Genomic DNA, 23,600 nt, shown 5'->3' with positions numbered 1-23,600 from the left:
GAGTCCGGTTCAATACCGTCTTCACACCAGCCAACTAGCTGCGTAATATAAAACTCTAACTTTTAGGGGTCACATCAGAGTAGTCCTCTCTCAGCAGGTTATTTGTTCTTCTCTATTATTGTTCCAACGCCAGCAATTGCTTTTTCATCTCCAAACCACCCCGAAAGCCGGTTAGGTTGCCGTTTTTCCCGATGATGCGATGGCATGGGACAGTGATCAGCAGGGGATTGGCTCCGATTGCAGCGCCAACTGCACGCACCGACTTCGGATTTTGAATCCTTTCGGCAATATCAGAATACGAAACTGTCTGACCGTACGGTATTTCTTGTAAAGCCATCCAGACAGATTGTTGAAATGGAGTACCATGAAGATCCAAAGGCATTGTGAATGCTTTCCGTTTTCCTTCCATATAGTCAATCAGTTCTTCTGCATATGGTTCCAAGATAGAACTGTCTTCTACCAAACTATACGTAGGAAGTCGTTTCTTCGACCATGCGGCAAGTTCTTCGAATGGAGCGTCATGCGGACCGGCGTAGCAAAGCCCTTCAGTTGTCGCAGCCAAATATAGTTTCCATTGTCCATGATTCAATAGCGTCCAGTAAACGATATTCCTCTTGTTTTGTTCCATGTCTATCCTCCTCCCATTCTATTTCTTACGGTAATTATACCTCAAATTTCTTTAGTCATCTCCAATAGTGTAAATGCCTATAAAACTCGGTGAGTGATCATAAACCTCGGTGAGTGCTCATAAAACCTGGCGAGTGATCATAAACCTCGGTGAGTGATCATAAACCCTGGTGAGTGATCATAAAACTTGATAAGTGATCATAAACCTCGGTGAGTGCTCATAAAACCTGGCGAGTGATCATAAAATACCTCCCACACAAAAAAACCACTCCCACAGAAAGTTGTGTCATCGACATTCCGGATAGTCTCTCTTATCAGCTACATCAAGTTCATCTTTTGCGAATGGATCATATACTGCATATCTGCCACATGATCGATAAATGTTTGATCATGTGAGACGAAGACGACTGTCCCTTCATATGCCAGTATAAATTGCTCCAACGCATCAAGCGCATGGATATCCAAAAAGTTCGTCGGTTCGTCCAACAATAAAATATTGTATTCCCCTAAAAACAATTGGCATAATTGTATTCGGATTGCTTCGCCCCCACTTAGAGACTGCATATGCTTCTGAATATCCGTTCCTGTAAATTGCATCGCATGCAATACGCTTCGCAAGAAACCTTCATCATAATCAGATCGGTTGCTCAAAAATTGAAGAACTGTTTCATTGCTGGTAAATTGATAACTCATCTGTTGGAAGTATCCGATTTTAGCCTTTGGTGAAATGATAAGGTTTTCTCCATCCTTTGCAATGTAGTTGAGCAATGAACTTTTCCCAACTCCATTTCCACCGGTGATCGCAATCTTTTTTCCAAGCGGCAGTTGGAAGCTCACATCGTCCAATAACAATTTCCCTCCAGCTTGAAGGGTTAGACGATCTGCCATTATCGGGAATTTGTTATGCAATTCCAATGCTTTTGACTGCCGGAAGACGATAGGTCTATCTTCTACAACCGCGTCTACTTTTTCCATATTTTCGATTCGTTGCTCAATCGCTTTGGCTGCACGATATACGGCCTTTTGGCTCGTGCCTTTCGATTTCGTTTCAAACATGCGATTTGCTTTCGCTTTAGCTTCCTTTTTCGACATATTGGTTGCTTGTGTAATTTTTTCAGCCTTTTTCATTTTTTCTTGCGCAGCTTGCTCCAGGCGGCTTTTTTCCTTCAAGAACTGCTCGTGCGCTTGGCGTTGCTGTACACGTTCTAACTGCTTTTGCGCTTTATAGTCACTGTAATTTCCCTGATAGACATGTACTTCCCCTTGGTGCACTTCCCAAATTGTCGTCACCAGCTCGTCTAAGACAGCCCGATCATGGCTGATGAGAACGAGGGCTCCATAATAATAGCGTAGTTCATCCAGTAAAAATGAAATGCCGACACGGTCCAAATGGGTAGTCGGTTCGTCGATTAACAATGCTTCGTGATAATGAGTAAACAAATGTGCGAGCTTGAGCCTCGTCTGCTCTCCTCCGCTAAGTAGATCCGAGTTGTTCGGAACAGCTAATCTGCCAAGCATCCCATGATCCGCCTCTATCGAGGATGCAGGCTCGAGCTGTTGAAAATATCCGTATTCCTTATGACACAACACTTTTCCTCTCGTCGGTTGGATTTCCCCTGCAAGCAGCTTGATAAGCGTACTTTTTCCAGCCCCGTTTTGCCCGACAATTCCAATGCGATCAAACTGATGCACAGCAAGATGTTCAATTGTAAGGATTTCTTTATCTAAATAAGTCATTTCTATATTCTTTAATTCAAAACAAATTTGTTCCATTTTCGCTACCTCCGAAATGTTTGATTTCGTATCGATAGCTGGAATCGATACGAGCTTATAGATCTAAGCCCGTATATCAATAAAATAATAAAGTCATCATCGTTTTCCCCTCCAATAAAAAAAGTACACAGATCGCCCTGTGTACTTGAAAATTGGCATGGATATCCCGTAGAGCGCTTTGTTTTCTACAACATACCTAAACCGTACACATAGCAAATAAACCGTATAAATCGGTATTTACTTCATGTATATGGATCAGTACAGTTGTAAAAATGCCATGTATTGTTCGCTCCTCTCAATTAATCTCATCTTATCGAGTTCTTTTTGAATTGTCAATTTCAATCGAGACAAAAAATGCAGGTACCTTTAAAGCTAAAATTGAAGATTCATTAAACTTTGTCGAGAAATAGGTATTCGATGAATTACTAGCTTTTCAGGTAAAGATGGTATAATCTTCAAAAGGTGAAACACCCCATCGGTCTCGGTGCAAGGCACCTTGCAGAAAATTAGAGGAGATTTCCTATGAAAAGAAAAAATGTAGTATTGGCGATATTGTTAATGAACCTTTTTATCGCCTTTTTAGGTATAGGGCTTGTCATTCCAGTTCTTCCGACGATTATGAATGAACTGAAGATCACTGGCTCCGTCGTTGGATATATGGTTGCCGCATTTGCGATTACCCAACTTATTTTCTCGCCGATTGCTGGTCAGTGGGTAGATAAATACGGGCGCAAAATTATGATTGTCATTGGTTTATTCATATTTGGATTTTCTGAGTTTTTATTCGGTATCGGTAAAACAGTAGAAGTCCTTTTTGTTTCCCGTATGCTTGGAGGTGTGAGTGCGGCCTTTATTATGCCTGCCGTAACTGCTTTCATTGCGGACATAACGACTGCCTCAAGCAGGTCAAAGGCGCTTGGCTATATGTCGGCTGCGATTAGTACGGGATTCATCATTGGACCGGGGCTTGGCGGGTTTTTAGCGGAAATCGGTACACGGGTGCCATTTTATTCAGCAGGTGTGCTTGGAGCACTCGCTGCAATCCTTTCCATTATCCTTCTGAAAGAACCAGAACGAGTGGCTGAGGAAGCACCGATTACCGGCCAAAAAACTGGACTGCGGCGTATTTTTATCCCAATGTATTTCATTGCGTTCATTTTAATATTTGTTTTATCATTTGGACTTGCCGCCTTCGAATCGCTATTTAGCCTCTTTGTCGATCATAAGTTCAGTTTCACGCCAAAAGACATTGCGATCGTCATTACAGGGAGTGCGTTAGTCGGCGCGATTGCACAAGTGGCACTGTTTGATCGTCTGACAAAATGGATGGGGGAAATTAATCTAATCCGTTTGTCATTAGGGGTTTCTACAGTTCTTGTTGTGTTGATGACCGTTGTCAGCTCCTATTTGTCTATTTTATTGACGACATTCGTTCTGTTTGTTGGATTCGACTTGATGCGTCCGGCGATTACATCATATCTATCGAAAATAGCCGGAAATGAACAAGGTTTTGTCGGAGGAATGAATTCGACGTTTACGAGCATCGGTACAATATTTGGCCCCATTATTGGGGGAGAGCTTTTCGACATCGATTTGGATTACCCGTATTATTTTGCAGCTATCGTACTATTGCTAGGGACCGTATTAGCGCTGTTTTGGAAGAAGCCGAAGCATGTAACACTATAGACAATAAAAAATATACGGGTGAAGGGGTTTAAAATCCTTCGCCTGTATATTTTTTTACATGTATCAAGAGAATTTACTATGTCATAGAACAATACCTATTTAGGGTATGTAAATAAAACTATGGGGTAATCTGCTTTAGGTTTGATAAATAAAAACATTTGTTATAGTATATGAGCATATGTTCATATATACAGTATTGGGGGGAATGAAAATGAGTGAAGAGAACCACGCAGATCAGGTTTTGGATGAAGATAAGCAACTTTTAGATGAAGAAACACTATTTGTTGTATCCCAAACGTTTAAAGCGTTGAGTGACCCAACGAGAATTCGGATTTTAAATTTATTATGCAAAGAGGAGCATTCAGTTAACGATATTGCTGAAACGTTAAATTTAAGCCAATCATCTGTCTCTCATCAATTGCGCTTTTTGAAAAATTTACGGTTAGTTAAGTTCAGAAGAGAAGGAACAACTATTTATTACTCAGAAGATGATCATCACGTTATGAATTTATTGAGACAGGCGATTGAACACGCCACGCATAATTAATTACGCGGAGGGGGTATCTAAATGGGTCATGATCACGGACACGACCATACGCATGGTGCAAATAAAAAAGTATTATTGATTTCCTTCCTGATCATTACTACTTATATGGTCGTGGAAGCGATCGGCGGTTTTTTGACGAACAGTCTTGCCTTATTGGCGGATGCCGGTCATATGTTGAGCGATTCAATCTCGTTAGCGATTGCGCTAATTGCGTTTAAGTTAGGTGAAAAAGCAGCGAGCAAAAGCAAGACATTCGGTTATAAGCGATTTGAGATTTTAGCCGCAGTATTAAATGGCGTCACATTGATTGTTATCGCTTTGTTCATTTTTTACGAAGCGATTCAACGTTTTGCAAATCCGCCTGAAGTTGCGACGACCGGCATGCTGATCGTCAGTAGCATCGGGCTGGCAGTCAATATTTTAGTTGCGTGGATTATGATGCGCGGTGGAGATGTGGAAGAGAATTTGAATATGAAAGGTGCTTATTTGCATGTCTTAAGTGATATGTTAGGCTCAGTCGGGGCAATTGCAGCGGCTTTGCTTATAATGTTCTTCAATTGGGGATGGGCTGATCCATTGGCAAGTATCATCGTCGCCATTCTTGTTTTGCGAAGCGGTTACTATGTATCGAAATCAGGCTTGCATGTGTTGATGGAAGGAGTGCCTCACAACGTTGATTTGGATAAAATAATCTACACAATCCGCAATACAGAAGGTGTCCATAGTGTACATGATTTACACGTTTGGTCCATTACGAGTGGTCTGAATGCACTTTCCTGCCATGCGGTCGTTGACGATCAAATGACAATTGCAGAAAGTGAAAAATTGCTGCGTAGTATAGAACATGCTTTATTGCATCAAAATATCCATCATGTGACCATTCAGTTGGAAACCGCTGCCCATCAACATGACGAGTCAATTTTATGCCAAGTGAAACCTGAAGCGTCGGAAGGGCACCACCATCATCATTAAAGTTAGTAGTGAGCGGTATATGTTAGCTTCTATAGGTTGTGTCAATATCATTGCTCTTCCTACTTGTAAGTGATATTATAGGGGTAAGGGGTATCCATGAAACTCTGAGGGGTGATTGATATGTCAGAAACGACAAAAAAGACTGTACAGCCGAACAAGCAGCAGTTGTTAAACCGATTGAAACGAATTGAGGGGCAAGTGAGAGGCGTTCACCAAATGATTGAAAACGACCGTTATTGCGTAGATATCCTACACCAAATTAGCGCGATTCAGTCTGCAATGAACAAGGTTTCATTAGCATTATTGGAAGACCACACACACCACTGTGTCGTCAATGCCATTAAAGGACAAGATGGAGAGGCAGCGATCCAAGAACTTATGAGTGTCATGAAAACAATGACAAAGTAATAAGATTTTCAACTTGACATACTGGTATAGGGTATAATATATTGTGGTTAACAACAAAATAGGAGGTTTTTCATCATGAAAGAAGTATTAAAAGTAGAAGGCATGTCTTGTGGTCATTGCGTTAATTCAATCGAGTCGAGCGTCGGCGAGCTAAACGGCGTTTCTGCTGTTAAAGTGGACTTAGCTACCAAAGAAGTGACTGTTGAGTTTGAAAATGGAGTAACTTTAGAGCAGATTAAAGAAACGATTGAAGATCAAGGTTACGATATCGCTTGATTGAAAGCATTCCGCTTACACCATGTGGGGGTATACAGCGGACGAAGAGATTATACTACAGTGTATAATCCTTCTTTTTTAAAAAATATATACCCCCACCATGTATTGGAGGGATACAAATGGCAACTTCAGAAACAACCTTGAAGATCAACGGGATGACGTGTGCAGCATGCGCGAACCGGATTGAGAAAGGGTTATCGAAAATAGAAGGGGTGGAAAAAGCGAATGTCAACTACGCTATGGAAAGTTCGACAATCGTGTTCGACCCTGAAAAAGCGAATATTGATGACTTTACCTCACGAATCGAGAAATTAGGGTATGGCGTCATTCAAGATAAAGCAGAGTTCGATATTTCTGGCATGACATGCTCAGCATGTGCGACGAAAATCGAAAAGCGAATTAATAAAATGGATGGTGTTTCAAAGGCTGCGGTCAACTTTGCGCTTGAAACACTCACCGTAGATTATAATCAAGGTCAAACGAGCCCGAATGAAATGATATCAACTGTTAAGAAAATGGGCTATGAGTTGATTCCGAAAAGCGATGGCCAAGAAAAGCTGGATCATAAAGAACAGGAAATCAAGAAGCAATACCGGAAGTTTATTCTCTCAGTGATTTTAACACTTCCGTTATTATGGACGATGGTGGCACATTTCGAATTTTTATCGTTCCTCTACTTGCCTGGATTTCTCATGAACCCTTGGGTGCAGCTAGCTTTAGCGACGCCCGTCCAATTCGTCGTCGGTGCAGCGTTCTACAAAGGTGCCTTTACGTCCTTACGAAATAAAAGCGCCAATATGGACGTCTTAGTGGCACTCGGTACAAGTGCAGCTTATTTCTACAGTTTATATTTATCGTTTGAGTGGATGGCTGCGGGAAGTGTCGGAGAGCCGGAACTTTACTTTGAAGCATCTGCAGTCATTATTACTTTGATCGTCCTCGGTAAATTGTTTGAAGTGAGAGCGAAAGGAAAAACGAGCCAAGCTATTCAAAAGCTACTCGGATTGCAAGCAAAAACAGCGCGCGTCTTAAAAGATGGCGTTGAAAAAGAAGTTCCAATCGAAGAAGTAGTTGCTGGTGACATTATTCTCGTTAAACCGGGCGAAAAAATACCGGTTGACGGAGAAATCATTTCCGGACAGTCGGCAATCGATGAATCGATGATTACAGGAGAAAGTATTCCTGTCGACAAAGTACCTGGAAATTCCGTCATTGGAGCGACAATCAATAAAAATGGTTCGTTGCAAATTAAGGCGACGAAAGTCGGAAGAGATAGCGCGTTATCGCAAATCGTTAAAGTTGTTGAGGAAGCGCAAGGATCCAAAGCGGAAATTCAACGGTTGGCGGATAAAATATCGGGTATTTTCGTTCCGATTGTTGTCGGAATTGCAATTTTGACATTCTTGATTTGGTATTTTGCCGTTACGCCTGGCGATTTTAGAGCAGCGCTTATCCCGACTATCTCGATTCTCGTCATTGCCTGTCCGTGTGCGCTCGGTTTAGCAACACCGACATCGATCATGGCAGGTTCAGGTCGAGCGGCTGAAATGGGCTTGCTTTTTAAAGGCGGCGAGCATCTTGAAAATACACGCTCCATCGACACGGTTGTATTGGATAAGACGGGAACAGTTACAAAAGGTCAACCTGCATTGACGGATGCAATCGTTGTTGATGGCTTTACAGATAAGGACGTATTTCAATTGGTCGCCTCGGCTGAAAATCAATCTGAGCACCCATTGGCGCAGGCGATCGTAACAGGCGTCAAAGGACAAGGTGTTGAACTGATTGAAGTGGAATCTTTCAATGCGCTTCCTGGATATGGAATCGAAGCGGAAGTTGCTGGCAAGCACGTGCTTGCGGGTACTCGGAAACTAATGCTAAGCCGAAATATAGCTCTCGATAATATTGAAGCGACTATGGAGAAAATGGAGAACGAAGGGAAAACGGCGATGCTCATCGCGATCGATGAGAAGCTTGCGGGTGTCGTTGCCGTTGCGGACACGGTAAAAGAAACGTCCAAAGAGGCGATCCAAAGAATGCAGGAGCTTGGTCTAGACGTCATTATGTTAACGGGGGACAATCAGCAAACTGCTGAAGCAATCGGGCGGCAAGTCGGCTTGACGCATATTATCGCAGAGGTTCTTCCTGACCAAAAAAGCGATAAAATCAAGGAGTTGCAAGCTCAAGGGAAGAAAGTCGCAATGGTCGGAGACGGTATCAATGACGCACCGGCGCTTGCTATGGCAGATATCGGGATGGCTGTTGGCACAGGGACGGATATTGCGATAGAAGCGGCAGACATTACGTTAATGCGTGGCGATCTGAATAGTGTTGCCGATGCATTTATCATGAGCCGGAAAACGATGCGCAACATAAAGCAAAACTTGTTCTTCGCCTTCTTCTACAACACGATCGGCATACCTGTTGCAGCAATCGGCCTTCTAGCCCCTTGGGTAGCTGGTGCAGCAATGGCATTCAGCTCGGTATCGGTTGTACTGAATGCACTTAGACTTCAACGAGTAAAACTGTAACAGCATATGTAAAGCCCATCCAATAACGGATGGGCTATATTTATTACTGAATGAGACTTTTTACAGCTTTCGACATCGTTGCACCGTCCGTTTTGCCTGCAAGGAGCGGTTTTGCGATTTTCATCGCGTCCCCCATATTCATTCCTTGAACAACTCCAGCTTCTGTTAGCAGCGCCTTCACTTCGTCCTCGCTTAACTGTTTTGGCAAGAATGATTTCAGCAATGTCAATTTCGCCTTCTCTTGTTCAATCAAATCATCGCGTTGAGCTTTTTCTGCACCTTCCAATGCTTGATTCGTCTGCTTGATTTCGCGGTTAACGATTGCGACTTCCTCTTCTTCTGTCAGAGCGGAGCCCTTCTCTTTTTCAGCCATATCAAGTGCGGACTTCAAAAGTGTCAGCACCCCTTTGGAAAGTACATCTTTCTCTTTCATAGCCTTCTTCAGTTGTTCGAACACAGTTGTTTTTAACATCGTTCAAATCGCCTCTTTCCATTCATCAAATGCATCCAACCCATTCGATTTTGTTTAATAATTATAAATAACGCACTCCCGATAAGCAACTGAAGTGACAGTGTTAATCCCTCCGGAAAAACATACAATGAACGTAAGGCCTGAAAAAGGGAGGTACGTCTTGCTGGATATTAGACTATTTCTTGATGGTCAATCGCCATGGGATTTATCGTTACTGGCCGTTCTTATCTGTCTAGCTTGTTGTTATCTGTTTTTAGTGCAACGCTATTCTAAAATGGTATTGGGTAATAAACAGACCTTTCTTTTTCTCCTCGGATTCCTTCTATTTTACTTTACGATCGGCAGCCCATTTGCTGTCATTAGCCACCTCTCGTTCAGTTTGCACATGATTCAGATGAGCATTTTATACTTCATCATTCCGCCACTTCTTTTGCTGGGCATTCCTGAGCGTCTCTTCATAAAAGCGATTGAACTTCCAAAGCCACGGTGGATAAAAAAATGTAAGGTCCCTCCAAAAATAGCTCTCTATATATTTGCAGTGTTATTATTTCTATACCATTTGCCTTTCATCCTCACATTTCTTTCAACAACATCCCTCTTGCAAAATGGATATATAACGATTTTATTTTCTCTTTCTTTCACCATGTGGTCGCCTATCGCCTCACCGGATTCCAAGCGACAGCTTTGTAGGCAAGAGATGAAGCGGTATGCAATGACAAGTGGGTATGTGTTAATGCCAGCGTGTCTCTTTTTCATAGTGGCCGCCTTTATCGGGGGGATAGAAAATCCTTTATTTACACAACTGACCGCTCATCTTTGTATACCAGGTACATCAAATGCTATTACAGTGCTCCCCCCTCCATTCAACACGAAGTATGATCAGTTCATGGCAGGGATCGTCATGATGGGACTGCATAAGCTTGGATTGGTCGGGACGCTTTCGCTGCAGGATAAAATAGTTGATCCTTCACTGAAATCTGAGACGAATGAAAGTTATAAGCTGACATAATCAATATCTTAATTCAGCAAGCCTCCCACCGGTTTATTCGGAAGAGGCTTGCTATTTTTATTAATTAATTATTTTATAATCGGTCAATCTAACCGATATTACTAAACGTGCCTGTAGGGGGATATAAAATAATAATAGGAGATGTAAAGTATGTTTAAGACAATAAAGAGAAAATTATTGTTTTCTTTTTCATTAGTGATTTTATTAGTGCTTATGTATGGCATTTATAATATTTCAGTAGTGTTAAAAAGTAACAATGAAGCAAGGAATATTGTAGATAAGGAGCTCCCATTATTAATTGCCCATGAACAGATGGCGTTGACGATGGCTAATCGTATTTCAACGGCTCGTGGGTATGTATTATACGGAGGAGATTTTAAAGAAAGATTCAATGAGTACAGCGAGCATGGAATGAAAAATGAAAAGATAATCCGTGATATACAGGAGACCGATGAATTCGATAAGCTCATTGAACAAACAGTTGAATGGAGAACGTTCATAACTGAGGAAGTATTTGCTGAGTATGACAAAGGCAACAAGGAGCGGGCTCTCAAAAACCTGGAGGATTCCACCCCGTTGGTTCGTGAAATTATGACAGGCTATGAAAAACTGGCAGCAGATTATGAAGCGAATATTAATGCAGCAGAAGCGGAAATTATCGCGGGCGGGGAATTGACATTCAAAATCGTAAGTGCGGTGACGATTATAGTCATCATATTAAGTATTGCAGCTGCATTATTCACTGCAGATCAAATTACAAAACCAATCAAAATGGTAATGAATCGCATGCTGGAAATGGCTAAAGGTGATTTAAGCGGCGACAATATGAAAACAAAATCGAAGGATGAAGTTGGCCAGCTTGTCCTTGCTGCAAATGAGATGAGCGAAAATACACGTAGTTTATTGAATACGATTAATGGCATATCGGCATCCGTATCAGCCCAAAGTGAAGAGTTGACGCAATCTGCCACCGAGGTGAAAGCCGCTACCGATCAAGTTGCGATGACGATGTATGATCTGGCGGAAGGTGCGGAGTCGCAAGCGACACAGGCGAGCCATCTATCTGACTTGATGGATTCATTCGTTCATCGTGTGGAAGAGGCGGATGAAAAGGGTGGACATATTCAAGTTGCTTCAACACAAGTGTTGGATATGACGTCAGAAGGTCGTCGCTTAATGAATCTGTCCAATGAACAAATGAGCAGAATCGATAAAATCGTACAATCCTCTGTAGAAAAAATTCAAGGCTTGGACGCCCAGTCACAAGAAATATCAAAATTGGTTGTTGTCATTAAAGATATCGCCGATCAAACGAACTTGTTGGCTCTAAATGCAGCTATCGAAGCAGCAAGAGCAGGCGAACATGGCAAAGGTTTCGCGGTTGTAGCCGAAGAAGTAAGGAACTTGGCAGAGCAGGTTTCACTTTCCGTTACCGACATTACGAAAATCGTAGGCGACATCCAATCAGAATCCAGTTCTGTGGCAGCATCCCTATTGGAAGGATATGAGGAAGTCGAGAAAGGGACAGAACAAATTACACAGACGAGCCAAACGTTCAATGATATTAACGATGCTGTGACTGAAGTGGCATCGCATATAACAATGATTTCGAGCAACTTGTCGGAGATGGTTTCCCGCAGTCAGGAAATGCGGAGCTCGGTTGAAGAAATCGCTGCCATTACTGAGGAGACATCCGCAGGCGTTGAACAAACATCTGCGTCGACTCAACAAACAAACAGCTCGATGGAAGAAGTGGCAATGAGCTCTGAGCAATTGGCGAAATACGCTGAAGAGCTTAATCGAAATGTGCTTCAATTTAAATTGTAAGCTAGCATGTCATAAGAAAAGGGCTGTCCAAAAGTATGTTGGACAGCCCTGTTTGTTTTTGACGGTAACGCAAACTTATCGATCATTTCACAACGGTTATCGATCAATTTCACAAACTTATCGTTCATTTCCTAACAAATATCGATCATTTCCCAAAAGTTATTGTCACTTTGTGACCTTTGGATCACTAATAGCTTATTGTTTTATATCTTCTTCACAAACTCCGATTTCAACTGCATCGCGCCGAAACCGTCAATTTTACAATCAATATCGTGATCGCCTTCGACTAACTTGATGTTTTTCACCTTTGTACCCATTTTGACGACATTTGAGCTGCCCTTCACTTTCAAATCCTTGATGACAGTAACAGTATCGCCGTCGTTCAAGACATTGCCGTTCGCATCCTTGACAACAGCGGCTTCAGCTTCCGCCTCTTGAGATTCCAATGTCCACTCATGGGCGCATTCAGGGCAAACGAACAGATTTCCATCTTCATATGTGTATTCCGAATTACATTTCGGGCAGTTTGGTAAATTGCTCATATCGATATTCCTCCATCCATTAGTATCAATCATACTATAGCAGAGAATAGGATTAATCCAAGCCCGCAAGAGAAAACAAAACTGTATTTGTATAAATCTCAAGTATTTGCTATATTATAAGCAATATGGAATCGTAGATGTGGCCAAGTAAATGGAAATTGTGAAACAGAAAGTATGGCAACTTGCTGAGAGTCGTACCACCGCTTTTCATTGAACCCTACCACGGAGATGTCATGCAAACATGACCGGGTCGTTTTCGTTACAAAACGTTCGAGGGCTTAGCGTCGCTAGGCCGAATGAAGGTGGTACCACGTCTATCCAGCGCAAAGACGTCCTTATATTAGGACAGCTTTGCGCTTTTTATTATGCATAGGGAGGAAATTATTGTGAGTAATCAGCAAAACGATTTTTCAAAATGGTATATCGACACGATCCAGAAGGCGGATTTGATGGATTATACGCCTGTCCGCGGATGTATCGCATTTAAACCGGATGGTTTTGAAATTTGGGAGCATATTCAAGAGGAAATGAATAGACGTTTCAAGGAGACAGGCCACCGCAATGCGTACTTCCCGATGTTGATTCCTGAATCATTCTTCCAAAAAGAGAAGGATCATATTGAAGGGTTTTCTCCTGAACTTCCATGGGTAACGGAAGCGGCGGGCGAGAAATTAGAAGAGCGCCTTGCGTTGCGTCCGACTTCCGAAACGATGATCGGCCATTTGTATTCTGATTGGATCAAGAGCTATCGTGATCTACCTGTGTTGATCAACCAATGGGCGAACGTTTTCCGTTGGGAGAAGAAAACACTGCCTTTCATTCGTACTTCTGAGTTTCTATGGCAGGAAGGGCACACGGCGCATGCAAATGAAGAAGAGGCACGCGAAGAAACGATGCAAATGTTGAATATTTATAAAGAAGTTGTGGAAGATCTATTGGCGATTCCTGTTTATGACGGACAAAAAACGCCTTCTGAACGTTTCGCTGGCGCTGTCGACACGTATTCGATCGAAGCGATGATGAAGGACGGGAAAGCGGTTCAAGCAGGGACTTCCCATTATTTAGGTACGAAATTTGCGGAAGCATTCGACATCAAATATTTGACGAAGGAAAACCGTCATGAATTCGTCCACACGACTTCATGGGGAACGTCGACTCGTTTGATCGGTTCCGTCATTATGGTGCACGGAGACGAGCAAGGGCTTGTACTGCCGCCACGCATCGCACCGACGCAAGTTGTTTTGATTCCGGTCGGTCCTTGGAAGAAGAACCCTGCCATTATGGAGAAGTTGGAAGAACTATTTGCACAGCTGAAAGCGAAAGGCATCCGTGTGCGTCTAGATGATTCCGATCAGTCACCAGGCTTCAAGTTCAACGAGTGGGAGCTAAAAGGTGTACCGGTCCGTGTTGAATTAGGGCCACGTGATTTGGAAAACAATCAGGCGCTCATGAAAGCGCGTGATGAAGGTGACAAAGTCGCTGTTGACTTGGCGAATATCGTTGAAAGTATTGAACAGGAATTGCAAACGATGCAGACACGTCTACTTGAAAAGGCGCGCGTATTCCGTGCAGAGCATTCCCACACGCATATCGACACAATTGCTGATTTGAAGAAACATATCGCTGATTCAGCAGAAAAAGGAGAAATCCCTGGTTGGATCCTTGCCGGCTGGTGTGGCGATGACGCGTGCGAGGAGCAAGTGAAGGAAGAAACGAAGTTCACGACACGCAATATCCCATTCAATCCACCGGCTGAAAAGTCGACTTGCATTAATTGTGGAAAAGACGCGAAGCATACTGTTTGGTTTGCAAGAGCGTATTGATTTGTTGCATCAATTAGGCTGCCATCCCTTCATAGGGAGGCAGCCTTTTCGTTTCGTGTTGGTTCGTTTTAATGTGGAGATAATACCGTAACGATTCGGTGGTAACTCAAGCGAACGACTCCCGTCCGTCATTATCTCCATAAAAATGCAACCATGCTTCGTGGATGCCGCCTGCGCAGTTTTCATTAGCGCGAAAGAGAGTCTCACACGGTTCCATTTCCAGCAATTCCGGCTGGGCATTGCCGACGATGACGGAAGGGTGGCCGAGCGACAGCATGTCCCGGTCATTGCCTGAATCGCCTGCAATGAGCAATTGTACGCCCTCCATCGCATACCGGTTGAGTGCATATTCCAAAGCATTCCCTTTACCTGCTTCTAATGGAAGTACGTCGATGTCCCGATTAGAACTGAAAATGAACGTATGAGCAATCGATGCGTCCACGAGAGCTTCCTTGAATTCATTCACCGCTTCTAAACTTTCCTCCACAGTGAAGGAGATGCGCTGATCATCGGGCAGCTCCTGCCTATTCAACATCGGAAAGTTGGCGGCAATTTCTACAATTTTATCGGCCTGCCAATCTTTCTGCATACGCTCTTTCCAATATAAATCTTCGACCAACTTTTCAGAGTGATAAATAGACGTACCAACATCTGTTATAAGCAAATCGGGTGTTGGCAAACCCTCTTCCTTCATAAGGGAATGAGACGAGGACAAATGCCTCCCCGTTACATAGACGAGCGCCACTTCATCTGAAGAGCTGTCAAAGAATCGAAGCAGTCTCCCAAGCGCTTCTTCATCGCCTACAAATGTTCCATCCAAGTCAGTCGCTAGCAAGTACTTCTTGTTCTTCAAACATAACCACCTCATACAATCCATCCATTTTCTTGGCGACAGTGTACCAATCGAATTCCCTGCGTGCATAGGCAGCGGCGCGCCGTCCGAGGGAACGGGCAAATTCTCGGTTCACTGCAATAAGCTTCATGGCGAATGCCAAATGCTCTTGATTTTCCTTTTCGATATGGAGTCCCGTCTCCCGATGGCGGACAACATCCTGTAAACCGCCGACTTTCGAGGCGATGACAGGACTGCCGCACGCTTGCGCTTCTGCAGCGACCATTCCGAATGATTCGTACGTGGAAGGGACGATGACAGCAGTTGCTTCATTGAAAAGTTGTGCTAATTGTCTCTGGGAGCGGGCTCCGATAAACTCTACATGTTTTTCGAGGCCATTGATCGCTTTTTTTAATTTCGGACATGTCGGTAATTTTTTTTGAAGATCAATTGTATCCGGATCTCCTCCCGCAATGACAAGCTTCGTTGATGGAGGAAGCTCGTGCCGCTCCATTAAAAGTCTATATGCATTGAGAAGTGTGTAGATCCCTTTTGTCTTTTCAAGCCTTCCGGCAAATGCGAAATAAGGTTGTTGTTTTTCTTTCCGGATTGTTGGTTTGAAACTCTTGTCCACTCCTATCGGAATGACCTTAATAGGGGAAGGGTCTTCAACGAAGTTTTTGATTAATTTTCTTTCAGATCCAGTTGTGGCGACTACTGTGTCGGCTAACTGCAATATCAATTGTTCGGCTGCCATTCTTTTTTCTTCCCGAACGCCGGTAGCTTGCTCTTTCGCAACTCCCAATGAGTGGGAAGTGTGAACCCAGGGAATGCCATAATCCTCTGCCGCTTTTGCACCGAGCAGGCCGGATAGCCAGTAATGGGTATGCATGAGGTCATAAGACGCCAAGTCGATGAGAGATCGCATTTCATCATAAAAATCGAAGAGCATATTGTACATTTCGGTTTTGGGTACATAGCCTTTCACGCCGGCCGCCACGCGGATTACCCGGCATCTTGAACCGAATTCTTCTATCTGTGGATCACTCGCATCCGCCCAATGCGTAATGACATCTACTGTATGTCCTTTTTTATCCAATGACAGTGCCAATTGCTTTACGTAATTATTTTGCCCGCCTGCCTGCTCACCGCCGAGTGTTGCAAGCGGATCGCCGTGATCGGAAATGAATACTATTTTTTTCTTCATATAAATCTCCCTTTCGAAGATAACTGAAGTATCATGGTATCTAATGTCTTTATGTACCCGGACTGTTAAATAGTAAACATAAGATAGTTATTAAGCTTTATAAAATAATAAACTCCTCCCGGTTATAAAAATCGGGAGGAGTTGCATAGCAATTAGTTTGCAATTGTATTTTCCATAAGATTCAGCAGTTCTTCCGCAGTCATTGTTCGCTCGCCGCCGCCTTGCACAAATGCATCATTTCCGCCGCCCTTTCCGTTGAGAGGGGGCAAAGCCGCTGCGGAGACTAGTTTCATGCTAAGACCGACAGACGTACCCTTAGCAGCAACGAACTGAAGGCGATCTTCATTTTCTGCAACGAGGAGGACGATGACAGAATCATCTTCCGCTACAATGATTCTCGCTAATTTTTGCAACTCCTGCACGGTTCTACCTGTGAATGAAACTCTTAATATATTGCCGTTCCTATCGTTCAATAGATGTTTCGCCTCGAAAGTAAGCAAATCTTCCTTAGCCTGTTCCAATGATTTTTCCAATGAATGATGAGAAGCTAAAAGTCGTTCAATTGAATTGCTGATGCCATCTTCAGGCGCACTCAGCAGCTTGGAGGCGGCATTCAACTGCTCATGCTTACGATGAAGCTGCTGCAATACCCGGCCGCCGCAAACGAAGTGAACGCGGACTTTCCGCTTCTGTTTTTCCGTAGAAAGTATTTTCAGTAATCCGATTTGCCCAGTAGAGGACGGGTGGGTGCCTCCGCAGCCGTTCGTATCAAAATCCGGTATAATAACGAGCCTAATTTCATCCGTTACGGACAATTGCTTTCGCAATGAAAACTCCGAAAGCTCGTCCTCCGTCACCCATTTTGTTTCAATTGGACGATTCTCCAGTATAATATCGTTCGCAAGTTTTTCCACTGCAGCCAATTGCTCCATCGTAACGTTTTCTACGTCCAAATCAATGGAAACAAGCTCTTTGCCAAGATGAAAACTGATGGTCTGAAATCCGAACAGTTGAACAAAAGCCGCTGTCAAAATATGTTGCCCCGTGTGCTGCTGAATATGATCCAAACGACGTTCCCAATCGATAGCCCCTTCCACATCTTTGTTAGACTGAAGCTCCTCTTCAAGGAAATGGTAGATTTCACCGTCGACTTCCTCCACATCGATTACACGAATGCCATCTAGAGTGCCTGTATCATGCGGCTGTCCTCCACCCGTCGGATAAAATGCAGTATTGCTTAATACGACATACAGGCGCCCCTCTGAATCTGCTCCATTTTTGGTGATGCGTGCAGTGAAAGTCTTTTTATAGGCGTTTTGATAATACATACGATCCTTTAACATAGTACCGTCTCCTAGCGAGAATAGTTTTATTAGTAGTGTACAACAAATAGAAAAAGGCTTCCCACTTATTTCAGCGAGAAGCTCCGTTCATTTTTTTCCCGAAAGGAAAGGATCCTTTCAACTAATAAATCGTATTTGTCTTTCCATAGCGCCCTCATCGCCAAAGTTAGGAACAATAGGAATCCTAATAGAACTAGTGAAATAATGCTCGTTATCTGAAAGAATAGCATCTCTTTGAATCCGCCTAGTCCTATGGAAATGAGAATGCTGCTTACAAAAACAATAGAGCAGATAGGCAATAGTTGAATAAAAATATCAAATTGCCTTCTTTTGAAGAATCTCATTGTAAATGGTGTGATGAAGGCAATCAGCGTTATATATAGTACAACGATTAGCGTATCGATGACAATCATAAAAATGTCCATGTCTAACCCCCTAACACTCTTCTTATCAATCTATACCCTATATTCTTATAACATATGCATAAAAGGTGGCGAATCTACTTTTATACCTAAACTAAAAAAGGGGGAGTATAGGCTCCCCCCCTTAGCCTGTTGACAAACGCTCGCATCCGTTGTTGCTCGTGTCGCTCGTTGCTCATGAACTTTAGTTCTATTCGCGTCTTCACTCCACTTCGCGCCTAGGCTGGCAAGCGTTTTCAATCAGGCTGACACTGTAAAACTCCGTTCAATCGATAATTTCAAAGCTCTGCAGCATATGATAAAACCTTGCGCCGTGACCTTCCGCAGCTTCAAGGAAATACTTTTCGGTAATGACAAAGCTCCCATCTTTGCCGTTGCTGATGACGTACACATCGATGACTTTTCCGTCCCACGTCGATTCGGTAAGACCGTGCAACCAAAAGCCTTCCACCGGCTCCGAAACGGTTTCAATATCCCGCAAATCGGGGAAATCGACTTTCAATTTCTCCTCAATCTCTTGCACAAGCGTTTCTGGCTTGTCGGAAGGATATTGTTTAATTTCCATGCTCACTTCCGGATATTTCTCAGGGAGAGGTTCAATTGTCGTAATGACATCTGATTCTTCTCCTTTGATCATTTTATAACGAGACTCATCCACATAAATGATATACTCGGAATCTTTTCCTTCATTCAAATGGACTTCTGTCGGCTCGTCCTGCCCCTCAATGCTTTGAATGATCTCCTTTTCAGGGGCGAACATATCCTTGATACCTTTCATTAACGCCAAACCGGGCTCGGTCTGCAAGGTGAATGCCAAAACAAGTGCCGCCGCTGCGATAAGCAATGTGGGAATCCATCTCTTCTTCCGTTTCACTTCTTTCCGTCCCCCTTCGAATAATTCCTTGTTAATTTCATTCCAAATACTGTCTTTCAGTTCATGTACGTCTCCATCGGTATGTTTTTCAAGCTCCCTCTTTATCTGCTCGTCAAATTTGCTCATCGCGGCATATCCTCCTCTCGAGTAGAATCCAGCTGCTCCTTCAACCGCTTTCTTCCTTTGAATAATCGCGACTTGACTGTGTTCTGATTCAACTCTAAAATGTCCGCAATCTCTTTTTCGGAAAACCCTTTAATATACTTCAAGATAAGCGGAATACGGTGTGAGTCGTCCAATGCTTGAATGATATCGTAAAGCTCCGCCAATTGATCGAAGGAATTCTCCGCAAGGGAAGGGTCGTTCTCAATTGTCTCGATATTTGAAAGAGGGGACTCTTTTTTCAGTAAACGAAGACATTCATTCGTCAAAATTCGATAAAACCATGGATCGAAAGGCAAAGAGGGATTGAAGCTATCGATTTGGCGATATACTCGGATGAATGTTTCTTGCACTGCGTCCTTCGCCATTTCACGATTGCGGGTAATGGCGCTCGCCGTCCGAATTGCCGCACCTGCATATGTTTCATAAAATTGCCGAAAAGCGGCCTGATCACCTGTCCGTAATTTTTGAACCCACTTTTCCTGCTGCACGCGGCACACTCCTTTCAGAACAACCGAATTTGTCGCTCTCACTATATATACCCTCAGCATTGCCGAAAAGTTTTCGTCACAATAAAAAAACCACACCACTTATCCAAGTGATGTGGAAACAGCCTTAAGCGCTTTTTAATCGTATTTTTCGGTTGGCGACGCTAGGCAATGTCATGCCGACTAAGATAATCACAATGCCTCCCAGTTGCAAAAGGGTCATATGCTCATGCAATAAAAGCATCGACACAGTGACGGCAACCGGCAGCTCGATCGCGCTAAGAATCGATGCCGTTCCCGTACCCACTTTTGGAATGCCGATAGAGAATAAAAGAATTGGCAAGATAATGCCGAACACTCCTAAAATCAAGCCGTATACCCATAAGCCTTTTACCAATGTACCGTCCCAGATAATCTGAGGCTCTTGGAAAAAAGTGATAGCTAGGGCGGCGAAGAAGGACATGAATAGTAATCTTGTCAGCATGTCCATCCCCTCTACTTGACGTTGATTCACCATGAGGAATGCAGAGAAGCTGACAGCCGCAGCCATTCCCCAAGCCCATCCTTGCCACGGAATGCCGCTAAGATCTGCATCAAGCACGCCTGCTGCAAAAACTGTCCCTCCGAATAAAAATAGTAATGAAATGACTTCAATTCGCTTCGGCAGGCGTCGTCGAGCGATGCAGTCGAAAAGCATGCCAATCCAAGTGAATTGGAAAAGCATGACGACAGCGAGGGAAGCGGGCATTAAACTGACGGCTTTCCCATAAACTGTTCCTGTGATTGCTGTTAGTGTACCGGCAATTACAAGCGTAAAACCACCGCCGAACTTTGGAAGCTTTCGACGGACAACAAGATAAATGAGTGCGGCTAATAGAAAGCCGCTATAGTATTGGCTTGTCACGGCCTGGGGTGCTGTATACCCATCCGCAATGGCCAATTTAATGATCGTAGAAAGAATTCCATAACTGCACGCTCCAAGAATAACGAACAGCGGATACATCCAAGGTTTCATCATACATCCTCCAGTCCACGCAATAGTATAACATGGACAGGAAATAACAGGGGGGACAGACACATTTCATATGAATTTCAAATAATCCAATACGTCACCTGCCACCTGTTTTCCTTGCAGTATACAATCCGGGACCCCGACACCTTCATAACCAGCTCCGCAAAGAAAAACGCCTGGCATCGTACGTTGCAATGCTTGTCGAACGGCTGCAAGCTCCTCGACATGATTTACGGGATACTGCGGCATGGCTTTAACGGCTCTTGTCACTTCATGAAAGAGCGGTTTCGCGGTAATGCCCATAATTTCTTTCAAATCGGACTGGACTTTTTGCAACAACTGATCGTCCGTCAAGTCAACCCAATCTTGCGCTTGTTCATTTCCGACGTAACAGCGCAGCAGTACTTTATCCTTCGGCGCGGAATGGCTCCACTTCGAGGAGGTCCATGTACACGCAGTGAGATCTTTTCCTTCTTTGCGGGGGATGACAAATCCGGTTCCGTTGAGCGGATAAGGGATTGTGGATGCGTCATATGCGATTGCGATATTAGCAACGGATACGTAGTTGATCTTATGCAGCCACGTAGTGCCCGGCTCGTTCCGCAGCAGCTTTGCTGCCTCCGAAGAGGGAACGGCCATGATGAGACCGTCTGCTCGTATTGATTCTCCTGTACTTAGTTGAACGTCATATTGGCGATTCGTTGCTGAAATAGATTCGACACTGCAATCCGTCAGCATATGAATGTCCTTCATCGTTTCTATCAATCGGTTAATAAGCGATTGCATCCCGTGTCTATATGTCAAGAACATGCTTTTTTTTGCTATCTCGGGATATTGATGGCTTTCACCGGAGGGTTGTTTACCCTTCAGCATTCCTTTTATTAAACTGCCATATTTGCGTTCGAGTGCCAAGAAGTGTGGAAATGTGGCTTTCGTACTGATCTTTCGGGCATTCCCGGAATAAATTCCACCAAGCAGTGGTTCTGTAATATGTTCCAGCACTTCCTTCCCTAGACGTCGTTCAACAAAATGTCCGAGTGATTCATCTTCCGATCCCGTTTTTCTTGGCATGAATATGTCCATGGCGGCACGTGCTTTTCCCATGGGGGATATGAGTCCAGTTTTTAAAAATGGAGTCAACTTTGTAGGGATTCCAAGTACGAGTCCCAATGGCATAGGGTGAAGCTTTTTGTTCAAATATATATAATTAGCTCTAGCTTTGGGGTTTGTACCGACGAGTTCATTCTCCAGTCCAAGCTCTCTGGACAACTCAATGATTGGTAGTTTCCGGGATAAAAAAGAATCTGGCCCCTTTTCGATAATGAAGCCATCCTTTTTAACTGTTTGAATTCTTCCCCCCAATACGCCGCTTTTTTCGATAATATGAATTGTTAGCGGGGTATTCCGTTCCTCCGACAATTTCCTAGCGTAGTAGGCGGCACTTAGCCCTGTAATTCCGCCGCCAAGGACAACAATATGTTTTTGACCATTATTCATATGTTGTCACCTCAGGCTCATTTTCTCGAAGAGCTTTTGGAATATAGGAACAAGAAGGGTCGCTATCTAAGTAATCACCTGTCATTGCATATGCTCGAGACCTCGATCCCCCGCACACTTTATTGAATTCACAAACGCCGCACTTGCCCTTCAAGAGAGATTTGTCGCGTAATTCCCGCATGATCGGAGAGTTTTGATAGATATTTGTGAGTGACTGCTCGCGAATATTTCCACAAGAAACGGGTAAAAAGCCGCTTGGATAAACTTCACCGATATGGCTGATAAAGACGAATCCATCTCCATCATTTACAGGTTTTGGTGCTCTGCCCAATACATCCTTCCTTTTTAGTTCCCGCTCATCCATTTTACTTTCTGCATTTTGTTCTTCCTGTAGGAATACGCGCCGGTAGTGCGGAGCCTCGGTCGTTTTTACTCCATAAGGCATTGTTTGTTGTATTTGATACAACCATTTCATCACCTTCTCATGTTCATCAGCACTGATCATATCTTTTTCTTGGCCTCGGCCTGTCGGTACGAGGAAAAATGTACTCCAAAGAACAGCTCCCATATCTTTCACTTTTTCGGCAATTGCTTCGAGATCATGAAGATTGTAATTAGAGATTGTTGTATTCACTTGTATCGGGATATTCAGTTCTTTTAAATACTCGATTCCTTTCATCGTCCGATCAAAGGAACCTTTTGTTCCCCGGAAATGATCATGGATCTCTGCGCAGGAGCCGTCCAAACTGAAAGCCCAGCGCGATAATCCGACCTCCTTCGCTTTACGAATTGCTTCACGTGTCACTTTTGGTGTGGCGCTAGGCGTCATCGATACTGGAAGGTTTTTTTCTTCGATTGCATACTTGGCGAGTTCAAACAAGTCAGGTCTCATTAAAGGATCGCCGCCAGTAAACACAAATAACGGATTATCCATTAATGCGATTTCATCAATCAGCTTTTTCCCCTCTTCAAACGACAATTGCCATGGATTTGGTTTGTATTGTGCTTCAGCACGGCAATGCAAGCATTTTAAGGCGCAAGCACGAGTCACTTCCCAAATGACGATGAAAGGATACTTATTATAGTCCCTTCCATGTTGAATTTTTCGATCCTTGAATAAAAGGTTCATAAATAGCACTCCTATTTTATAGTTGTGACTTTTTGATTCATAAGATGAGAAGGATTTCTTTCCCCACCATCATAAGAGAAGGGAACACGGCTTGCTGTGATATTCGTCACATCTAGTTAGTCAAAACGGGATCTTCAAAAA

At 43.5% G+C, this 23,600-nt stretch carries 22 protein-coding genes; 9 read left to right on the top strand and 13 right to left on the bottom strand.

Annotated features, from left to right (window positions below):
• Positions 1 to 115: 115 nt before the first annotated feature.
• A complete protein-coding gene (locus tag ACTHPA_RS02990) occupies positions 116 to 628 on the bottom strand; it encodes a methylated-DNA--[protein]-cysteine S-methyltransferase (RefSeq protein WP_440498573.1) in 513 nt (170 codons plus the stop codon).
• Between the two features lie 317 nt (positions 629 to 945).
• Positions 946 to 2,400 (bottom strand): Msr family ABC-F type ribosomal protection protein, encoded by a 1,455-nt coding sequence (locus ACTHPA_RS02985; protein WP_440498572.1) that lies wholly within the window; start codon positions 2,398 to 2,400, stop codon positions 946 to 948.
• Between the two features lie 522 nt (positions 2,401 to 2,922).
• Between ACTHPA_RS02985 and norA the strand changes: the two genes are divergently transcribed.
• The 6 genes from norA (at position 2,923) to ACTHPA_RS02955 (ending at position 8,820) form a co-directional block, all read left to right on the top strand.
• Positions 2,923 to 4,086, top strand: a complete 1,164-nt coding sequence (gene norA / locus ACTHPA_RS02980; protein ID WP_440498571.1) for a multidrug efflux MFS transporter NorA — start codon at positions 2,923 to 2,925, stop codon at positions 4,084 to 4,086.
• Between the two features lie 211 nt (positions 4,087 to 4,297).
• A complete protein-coding gene (locus ACTHPA_RS02975; protein WP_440498570.1) occupies positions 4,298 to 4,633 on the top strand; it encodes an ArsR/SmtB family transcription factor in 336 nt (111 codons plus the stop codon).
• A 21-nt stretch (positions 4,634 to 4,654) separates the two neighbouring features.
• Positions 4,655 to 5,605 (top strand): cation diffusion facilitator family transporter, encoded by a 951-nt coding sequence (locus ACTHPA_RS02970; RefSeq protein WP_440498569.1) that lies wholly within the window; start codon positions 4,655 to 4,657, stop codon positions 5,603 to 5,605.
• A gap of 120 nt (positions 5,606 to 5,725) precedes the next feature.
• The gene (locus ACTHPA_RS02965; RefSeq protein ID WP_041072599.1) at positions 5,726 to 6,013 is read left to right on the top strand and encodes a metal-sensitive transcriptional regulator; all 288 of its coding nucleotides are present in this window, start codon (positions 5,726 to 5,728) and stop codon (positions 6,011 to 6,013) included.
• 75 nt (positions 6,014 to 6,088) lie between these two features.
• Complete coding sequence (gene copZ, locus ACTHPA_RS02960; RefSeq protein WP_440498568.1) at positions 6,089 to 6,289, top strand: copper chaperone CopZ; 201 nt, start codon at positions 6,089 to 6,091, stop codon at positions 6,287 to 6,289.
• 119 nt (positions 6,290 to 6,408) lie between these two features.
• Positions 6,409 to 8,820, top strand: coding sequence for a heavy metal translocating P-type ATPase (locus ACTHPA_RS02955; RefSeq protein WP_440498567.1), 2,412 nt, complete (start codon positions 6,409 to 6,411; stop codon positions 8,818 to 8,820).
• Between the two features lie 43 nt (positions 8,821 to 8,863).
• Here the strand turns inward: ACTHPA_RS02955 and ACTHPA_RS02950 are convergent, their stop codons facing one another.
• Complete coding sequence (locus tag ACTHPA_RS02950; RefSeq protein ID WP_440498566.1) at positions 8,864 to 9,292, bottom strand: GatB/YqeY domain-containing protein; 429 nt, start codon at positions 9,290 to 9,292, stop codon at positions 8,864 to 8,866.
• Between the two features lie 160 nt (positions 9,293 to 9,452).
• Here ACTHPA_RS02950 and ACTHPA_RS02945 point away from each other — a divergent pair, with 160 nt between their 5' ends.
• Complete coding sequence (locus ACTHPA_RS02945; protein WP_440498565.1) at positions 9,453 to 10,301, top strand: cytochrome c oxidase assembly protein; 849 nt, start codon at positions 9,453 to 9,455, stop codon at positions 10,299 to 10,301.
• Between the two features lie 150 nt (positions 10,302 to 10,451).
• Positions 10,452 to 12,128, top strand: coding sequence for a methyl-accepting chemotaxis protein (locus ACTHPA_RS02940; protein ID WP_440498564.1), 1,677 nt, complete (start codon positions 10,452 to 10,454; stop codon positions 12,126 to 12,128).
• Positions 12,129 to 12,331: 203 nt separating this feature from the next.
• On the opposite strand, the gene ACTHPA_RS02935 is transcribed toward ACTHPA_RS02940, so the two are convergent.
• The gene (locus tag ACTHPA_RS02935; protein WP_440498563.1) at positions 12,332 to 12,670 is read right to left on the bottom strand and encodes a zinc ribbon domain-containing protein YjdM; all 339 of its coding nucleotides are present in this window, start codon (positions 12,668 to 12,670) and stop codon (positions 12,332 to 12,334) included.
• Between the two features lie 386 nt (positions 12,671 to 13,056).
• Here ACTHPA_RS02935 and proS point away from each other — a divergent pair, with 386 nt between their 5' ends.
• Complete coding sequence (proS, locus tag ACTHPA_RS02930; protein WP_440498562.1) at positions 13,057 to 14,493, top strand: proline--tRNA ligase; 1,437 nt, start codon at positions 13,057 to 13,059, stop codon at positions 14,491 to 14,493.
• Between the two features lie 106 nt (positions 14,494 to 14,599).
• On the opposite strand, the gene ACTHPA_RS02925 is transcribed toward proS, so the two are convergent.
• From ACTHPA_RS02925 to ACTHPA_RS02885, 9 genes are all read right to left on the bottom strand, one after another.
• Positions 14,600 to 15,346, bottom strand: coding sequence for an HAD-IIB family hydrolase (locus ACTHPA_RS02925; RefSeq protein ID WP_440498561.1), 747 nt, complete (start codon positions 15,344 to 15,346; stop codon positions 14,600 to 14,602).
• Positions 15,315 to 16,532 (bottom strand): glycosyltransferase, encoded by a 1,218-nt coding sequence (locus tag ACTHPA_RS02920; RefSeq protein ID WP_440498560.1) that lies wholly within the window; start codon positions 16,530 to 16,532, stop codon positions 15,315 to 15,317. The genes ACTHPA_RS02925 and ACTHPA_RS02920 overlap by 32 nt, the downstream gene beginning before the upstream one ends.
• A gap of 152 nt (positions 16,533 to 16,684) precedes the next feature.
• The gene (locus tag ACTHPA_RS02915) at positions 16,685 to 17,875 is read right to left on the bottom strand and encodes an alanyl-tRNA editing protein (RefSeq protein ID WP_440498559.1); all 1,191 of its coding nucleotides are present in this window, start codon (positions 17,873 to 17,875) and stop codon (positions 16,685 to 16,687) included.
• A gap of 65 nt (positions 17,876 to 17,940) precedes the next feature.
• The gene (locus ACTHPA_RS02910; RefSeq protein WP_440498558.1) at positions 17,941 to 18,300 is read right to left on the bottom strand and encodes a hypothetical protein; all 360 of its coding nucleotides are present in this window, start codon (positions 18,298 to 18,300) and stop codon (positions 17,941 to 17,943) included.
• A 262-nt stretch (positions 18,301 to 18,562) separates the two neighbouring features.
• Positions 18,563 to 19,297 (bottom strand): hypothetical protein, encoded by a 735-nt coding sequence (locus tag ACTHPA_RS02905; protein WP_440498557.1) that lies wholly within the window; start codon positions 19,295 to 19,297, stop codon positions 18,563 to 18,565.
• Entirely contained in the window at positions 19,294 to 19,824 is a 531-nt protein-coding gene (locus ACTHPA_RS02900) for an RNA polymerase sigma factor (RefSeq protein WP_440498556.1), read from the bottom strand. The genes ACTHPA_RS02905 and ACTHPA_RS02900 overlap by 4 nt, the downstream gene beginning before the upstream one ends.
• Positions 19,825 to 19,948: 124 nt before the next feature.
• Positions 19,949 to 20,836, bottom strand: a complete 888-nt coding sequence (locus ACTHPA_RS02895; RefSeq protein WP_440498555.1) for an EamA family transporter — start codon at positions 20,834 to 20,836, stop codon at positions 19,949 to 19,951.
• A 66-nt stretch (positions 20,837 to 20,902) separates the two neighbouring features.
• Complete coding sequence (hemG, locus tag ACTHPA_RS02890; RefSeq protein ID WP_440498554.1) at positions 20,903 to 22,330, bottom strand: protoporphyrinogen oxidase; 1,428 nt, start codon at positions 22,328 to 22,330, stop codon at positions 20,903 to 20,905.
• Positions 22,323 to 23,459: a TIGR04053 family radical SAM/SPASM domain-containing protein gene (locus tag ACTHPA_RS02885; protein ID WP_440498553.1), complete on the bottom strand. Its 1,137-nt coding sequence runs from the start codon at positions 23,457 to 23,459 to the stop codon at positions 22,323 to 22,325. The genes hemG and ACTHPA_RS02885 overlap by 8 nt, the downstream gene beginning before the upstream one ends.
• Positions 23,460 to 23,600: the final 141 nt, after the last annotated feature.

Origin of the sequence: Sporosarcina sp. SAFN-015, assembly GCF_051966875.1 — a bacterium.
Lineage (GTDB): Bacteria > Bacillota > Bacilli > Bacillales_A > Planococcaceae > Sporosarcina.
The sequence above is the reverse complement of the archived record's forward strand: the minus strand, read 5'-3'. Positions and strand labels throughout refer to the sequence as shown.

Bases quoted from the DNA above. Each gene is read 5' to 3' on its own strand.
- ACTHPA_RS02990 (WP_440498573.1), bottom strand. From the start codon at position 628: ATGGAACAAAACAAGAGGAATATCGTTTACTGGACGCTATTGAATCAT.
- ACTHPA_RS02985 (WP_440498572.1), bottom strand. From the start codon at position 2,400: ATGGAACAAATTTGTTTTGAATTAAAGAATATAGAAATGACTTATTTA.
- norA (WP_440498571.1), top strand. From the start codon at position 2,923: ATGAAAAGAAAAAATGTAGTATTGGCGATATTGTTAATGAACCTTTTT.
- ACTHPA_RS02975 (WP_440498570.1), top strand. From the start codon at position 4,298: ATGAGTGAAGAGAACCACGCAGATCAGGTTTTGGATGAAGATAAGCAA.
- ACTHPA_RS02970 (WP_440498569.1), top strand. From the start codon at position 4,655: ATGGGTCATGATCACGGACACGACCATACGCATGGTGCAAATAAAAAA.
- ACTHPA_RS02965 (WP_041072599.1), top strand. From the start codon at position 5,726: ATGTCAGAAACGACAAAAAAGACTGTACAGCCGAACAAGCAGCAGTTG.
- copZ (WP_440498568.1), top strand. From the start codon at position 6,089: ATGAAAGAAGTATTAAAAGTAGAAGGCATGTCTTGTGGTCATTGCGTT.
- ACTHPA_RS02955 (WP_440498567.1), top strand. From the start codon at position 6,409: ATGGCAACTTCAGAAACAACCTTGAAGATCAACGGGATGACGTGTGCA.
- ACTHPA_RS02950 (WP_440498566.1), bottom strand. From the start codon at position 9,292: ATGTTAAAAACAACTGTGTTCGAACAACTGAAGAAGGCTATGAAAGAG.
- ACTHPA_RS02940 (WP_440498564.1), top strand. From the start codon at position 10,452: ATGTTTAAGACAATAAAGAGAAAATTATTGTTTTCTTTTTCATTAGTG.
- ACTHPA_RS02935 (WP_440498563.1), bottom strand. From the start codon at position 12,670: ATGAGCAATTTACCAAACTGCCCGAAATGTAATTCGGAATACACATAT.
- ACTHPA_RS02920 (WP_440498560.1), bottom strand. From the start codon at position 16,532: ATGAAGAAAAAAATAGTATTCATTTCCGATCACGGCGATCCGCTTGCA.
- ACTHPA_RS02915 (WP_440498559.1), bottom strand. From the start codon at position 17,875: ATGTTAAAGGATCGTATGTATTATCAAAACGCCTATAAAAAGACTTTC.
- ACTHPA_RS02910 (WP_440498558.1), bottom strand. From the start codon at position 18,300: ATGGACATTTTTATGATTGTCATCGATACGCTAATCGTTGTACTATAT.
- ACTHPA_RS02905 (WP_440498557.1), bottom strand. From the start codon at position 19,297: ATGAGCAAATTTGACGAGCAGATAAAGAGGGAGCTTGAAAAACATACC.
- ACTHPA_RS02895 (WP_440498555.1), bottom strand. From the start codon at position 20,836: ATGAAACCTTGGATGTATCCGCTGTTCGTTATTCTTGGAGCGTGCAGT.
- hemG (WP_440498554.1), bottom strand. From the start codon at position 22,330: ATGAATAATGGTCAAAAACATATTGTTGTCCTTGGCGGCGGAATTACA.
- ACTHPA_RS02885 (WP_440498553.1), bottom strand. From the start codon at position 23,459: ATGAACCTTTTATTCAAGGATCGAAAAATTCAACATGGAAGGGACTAT.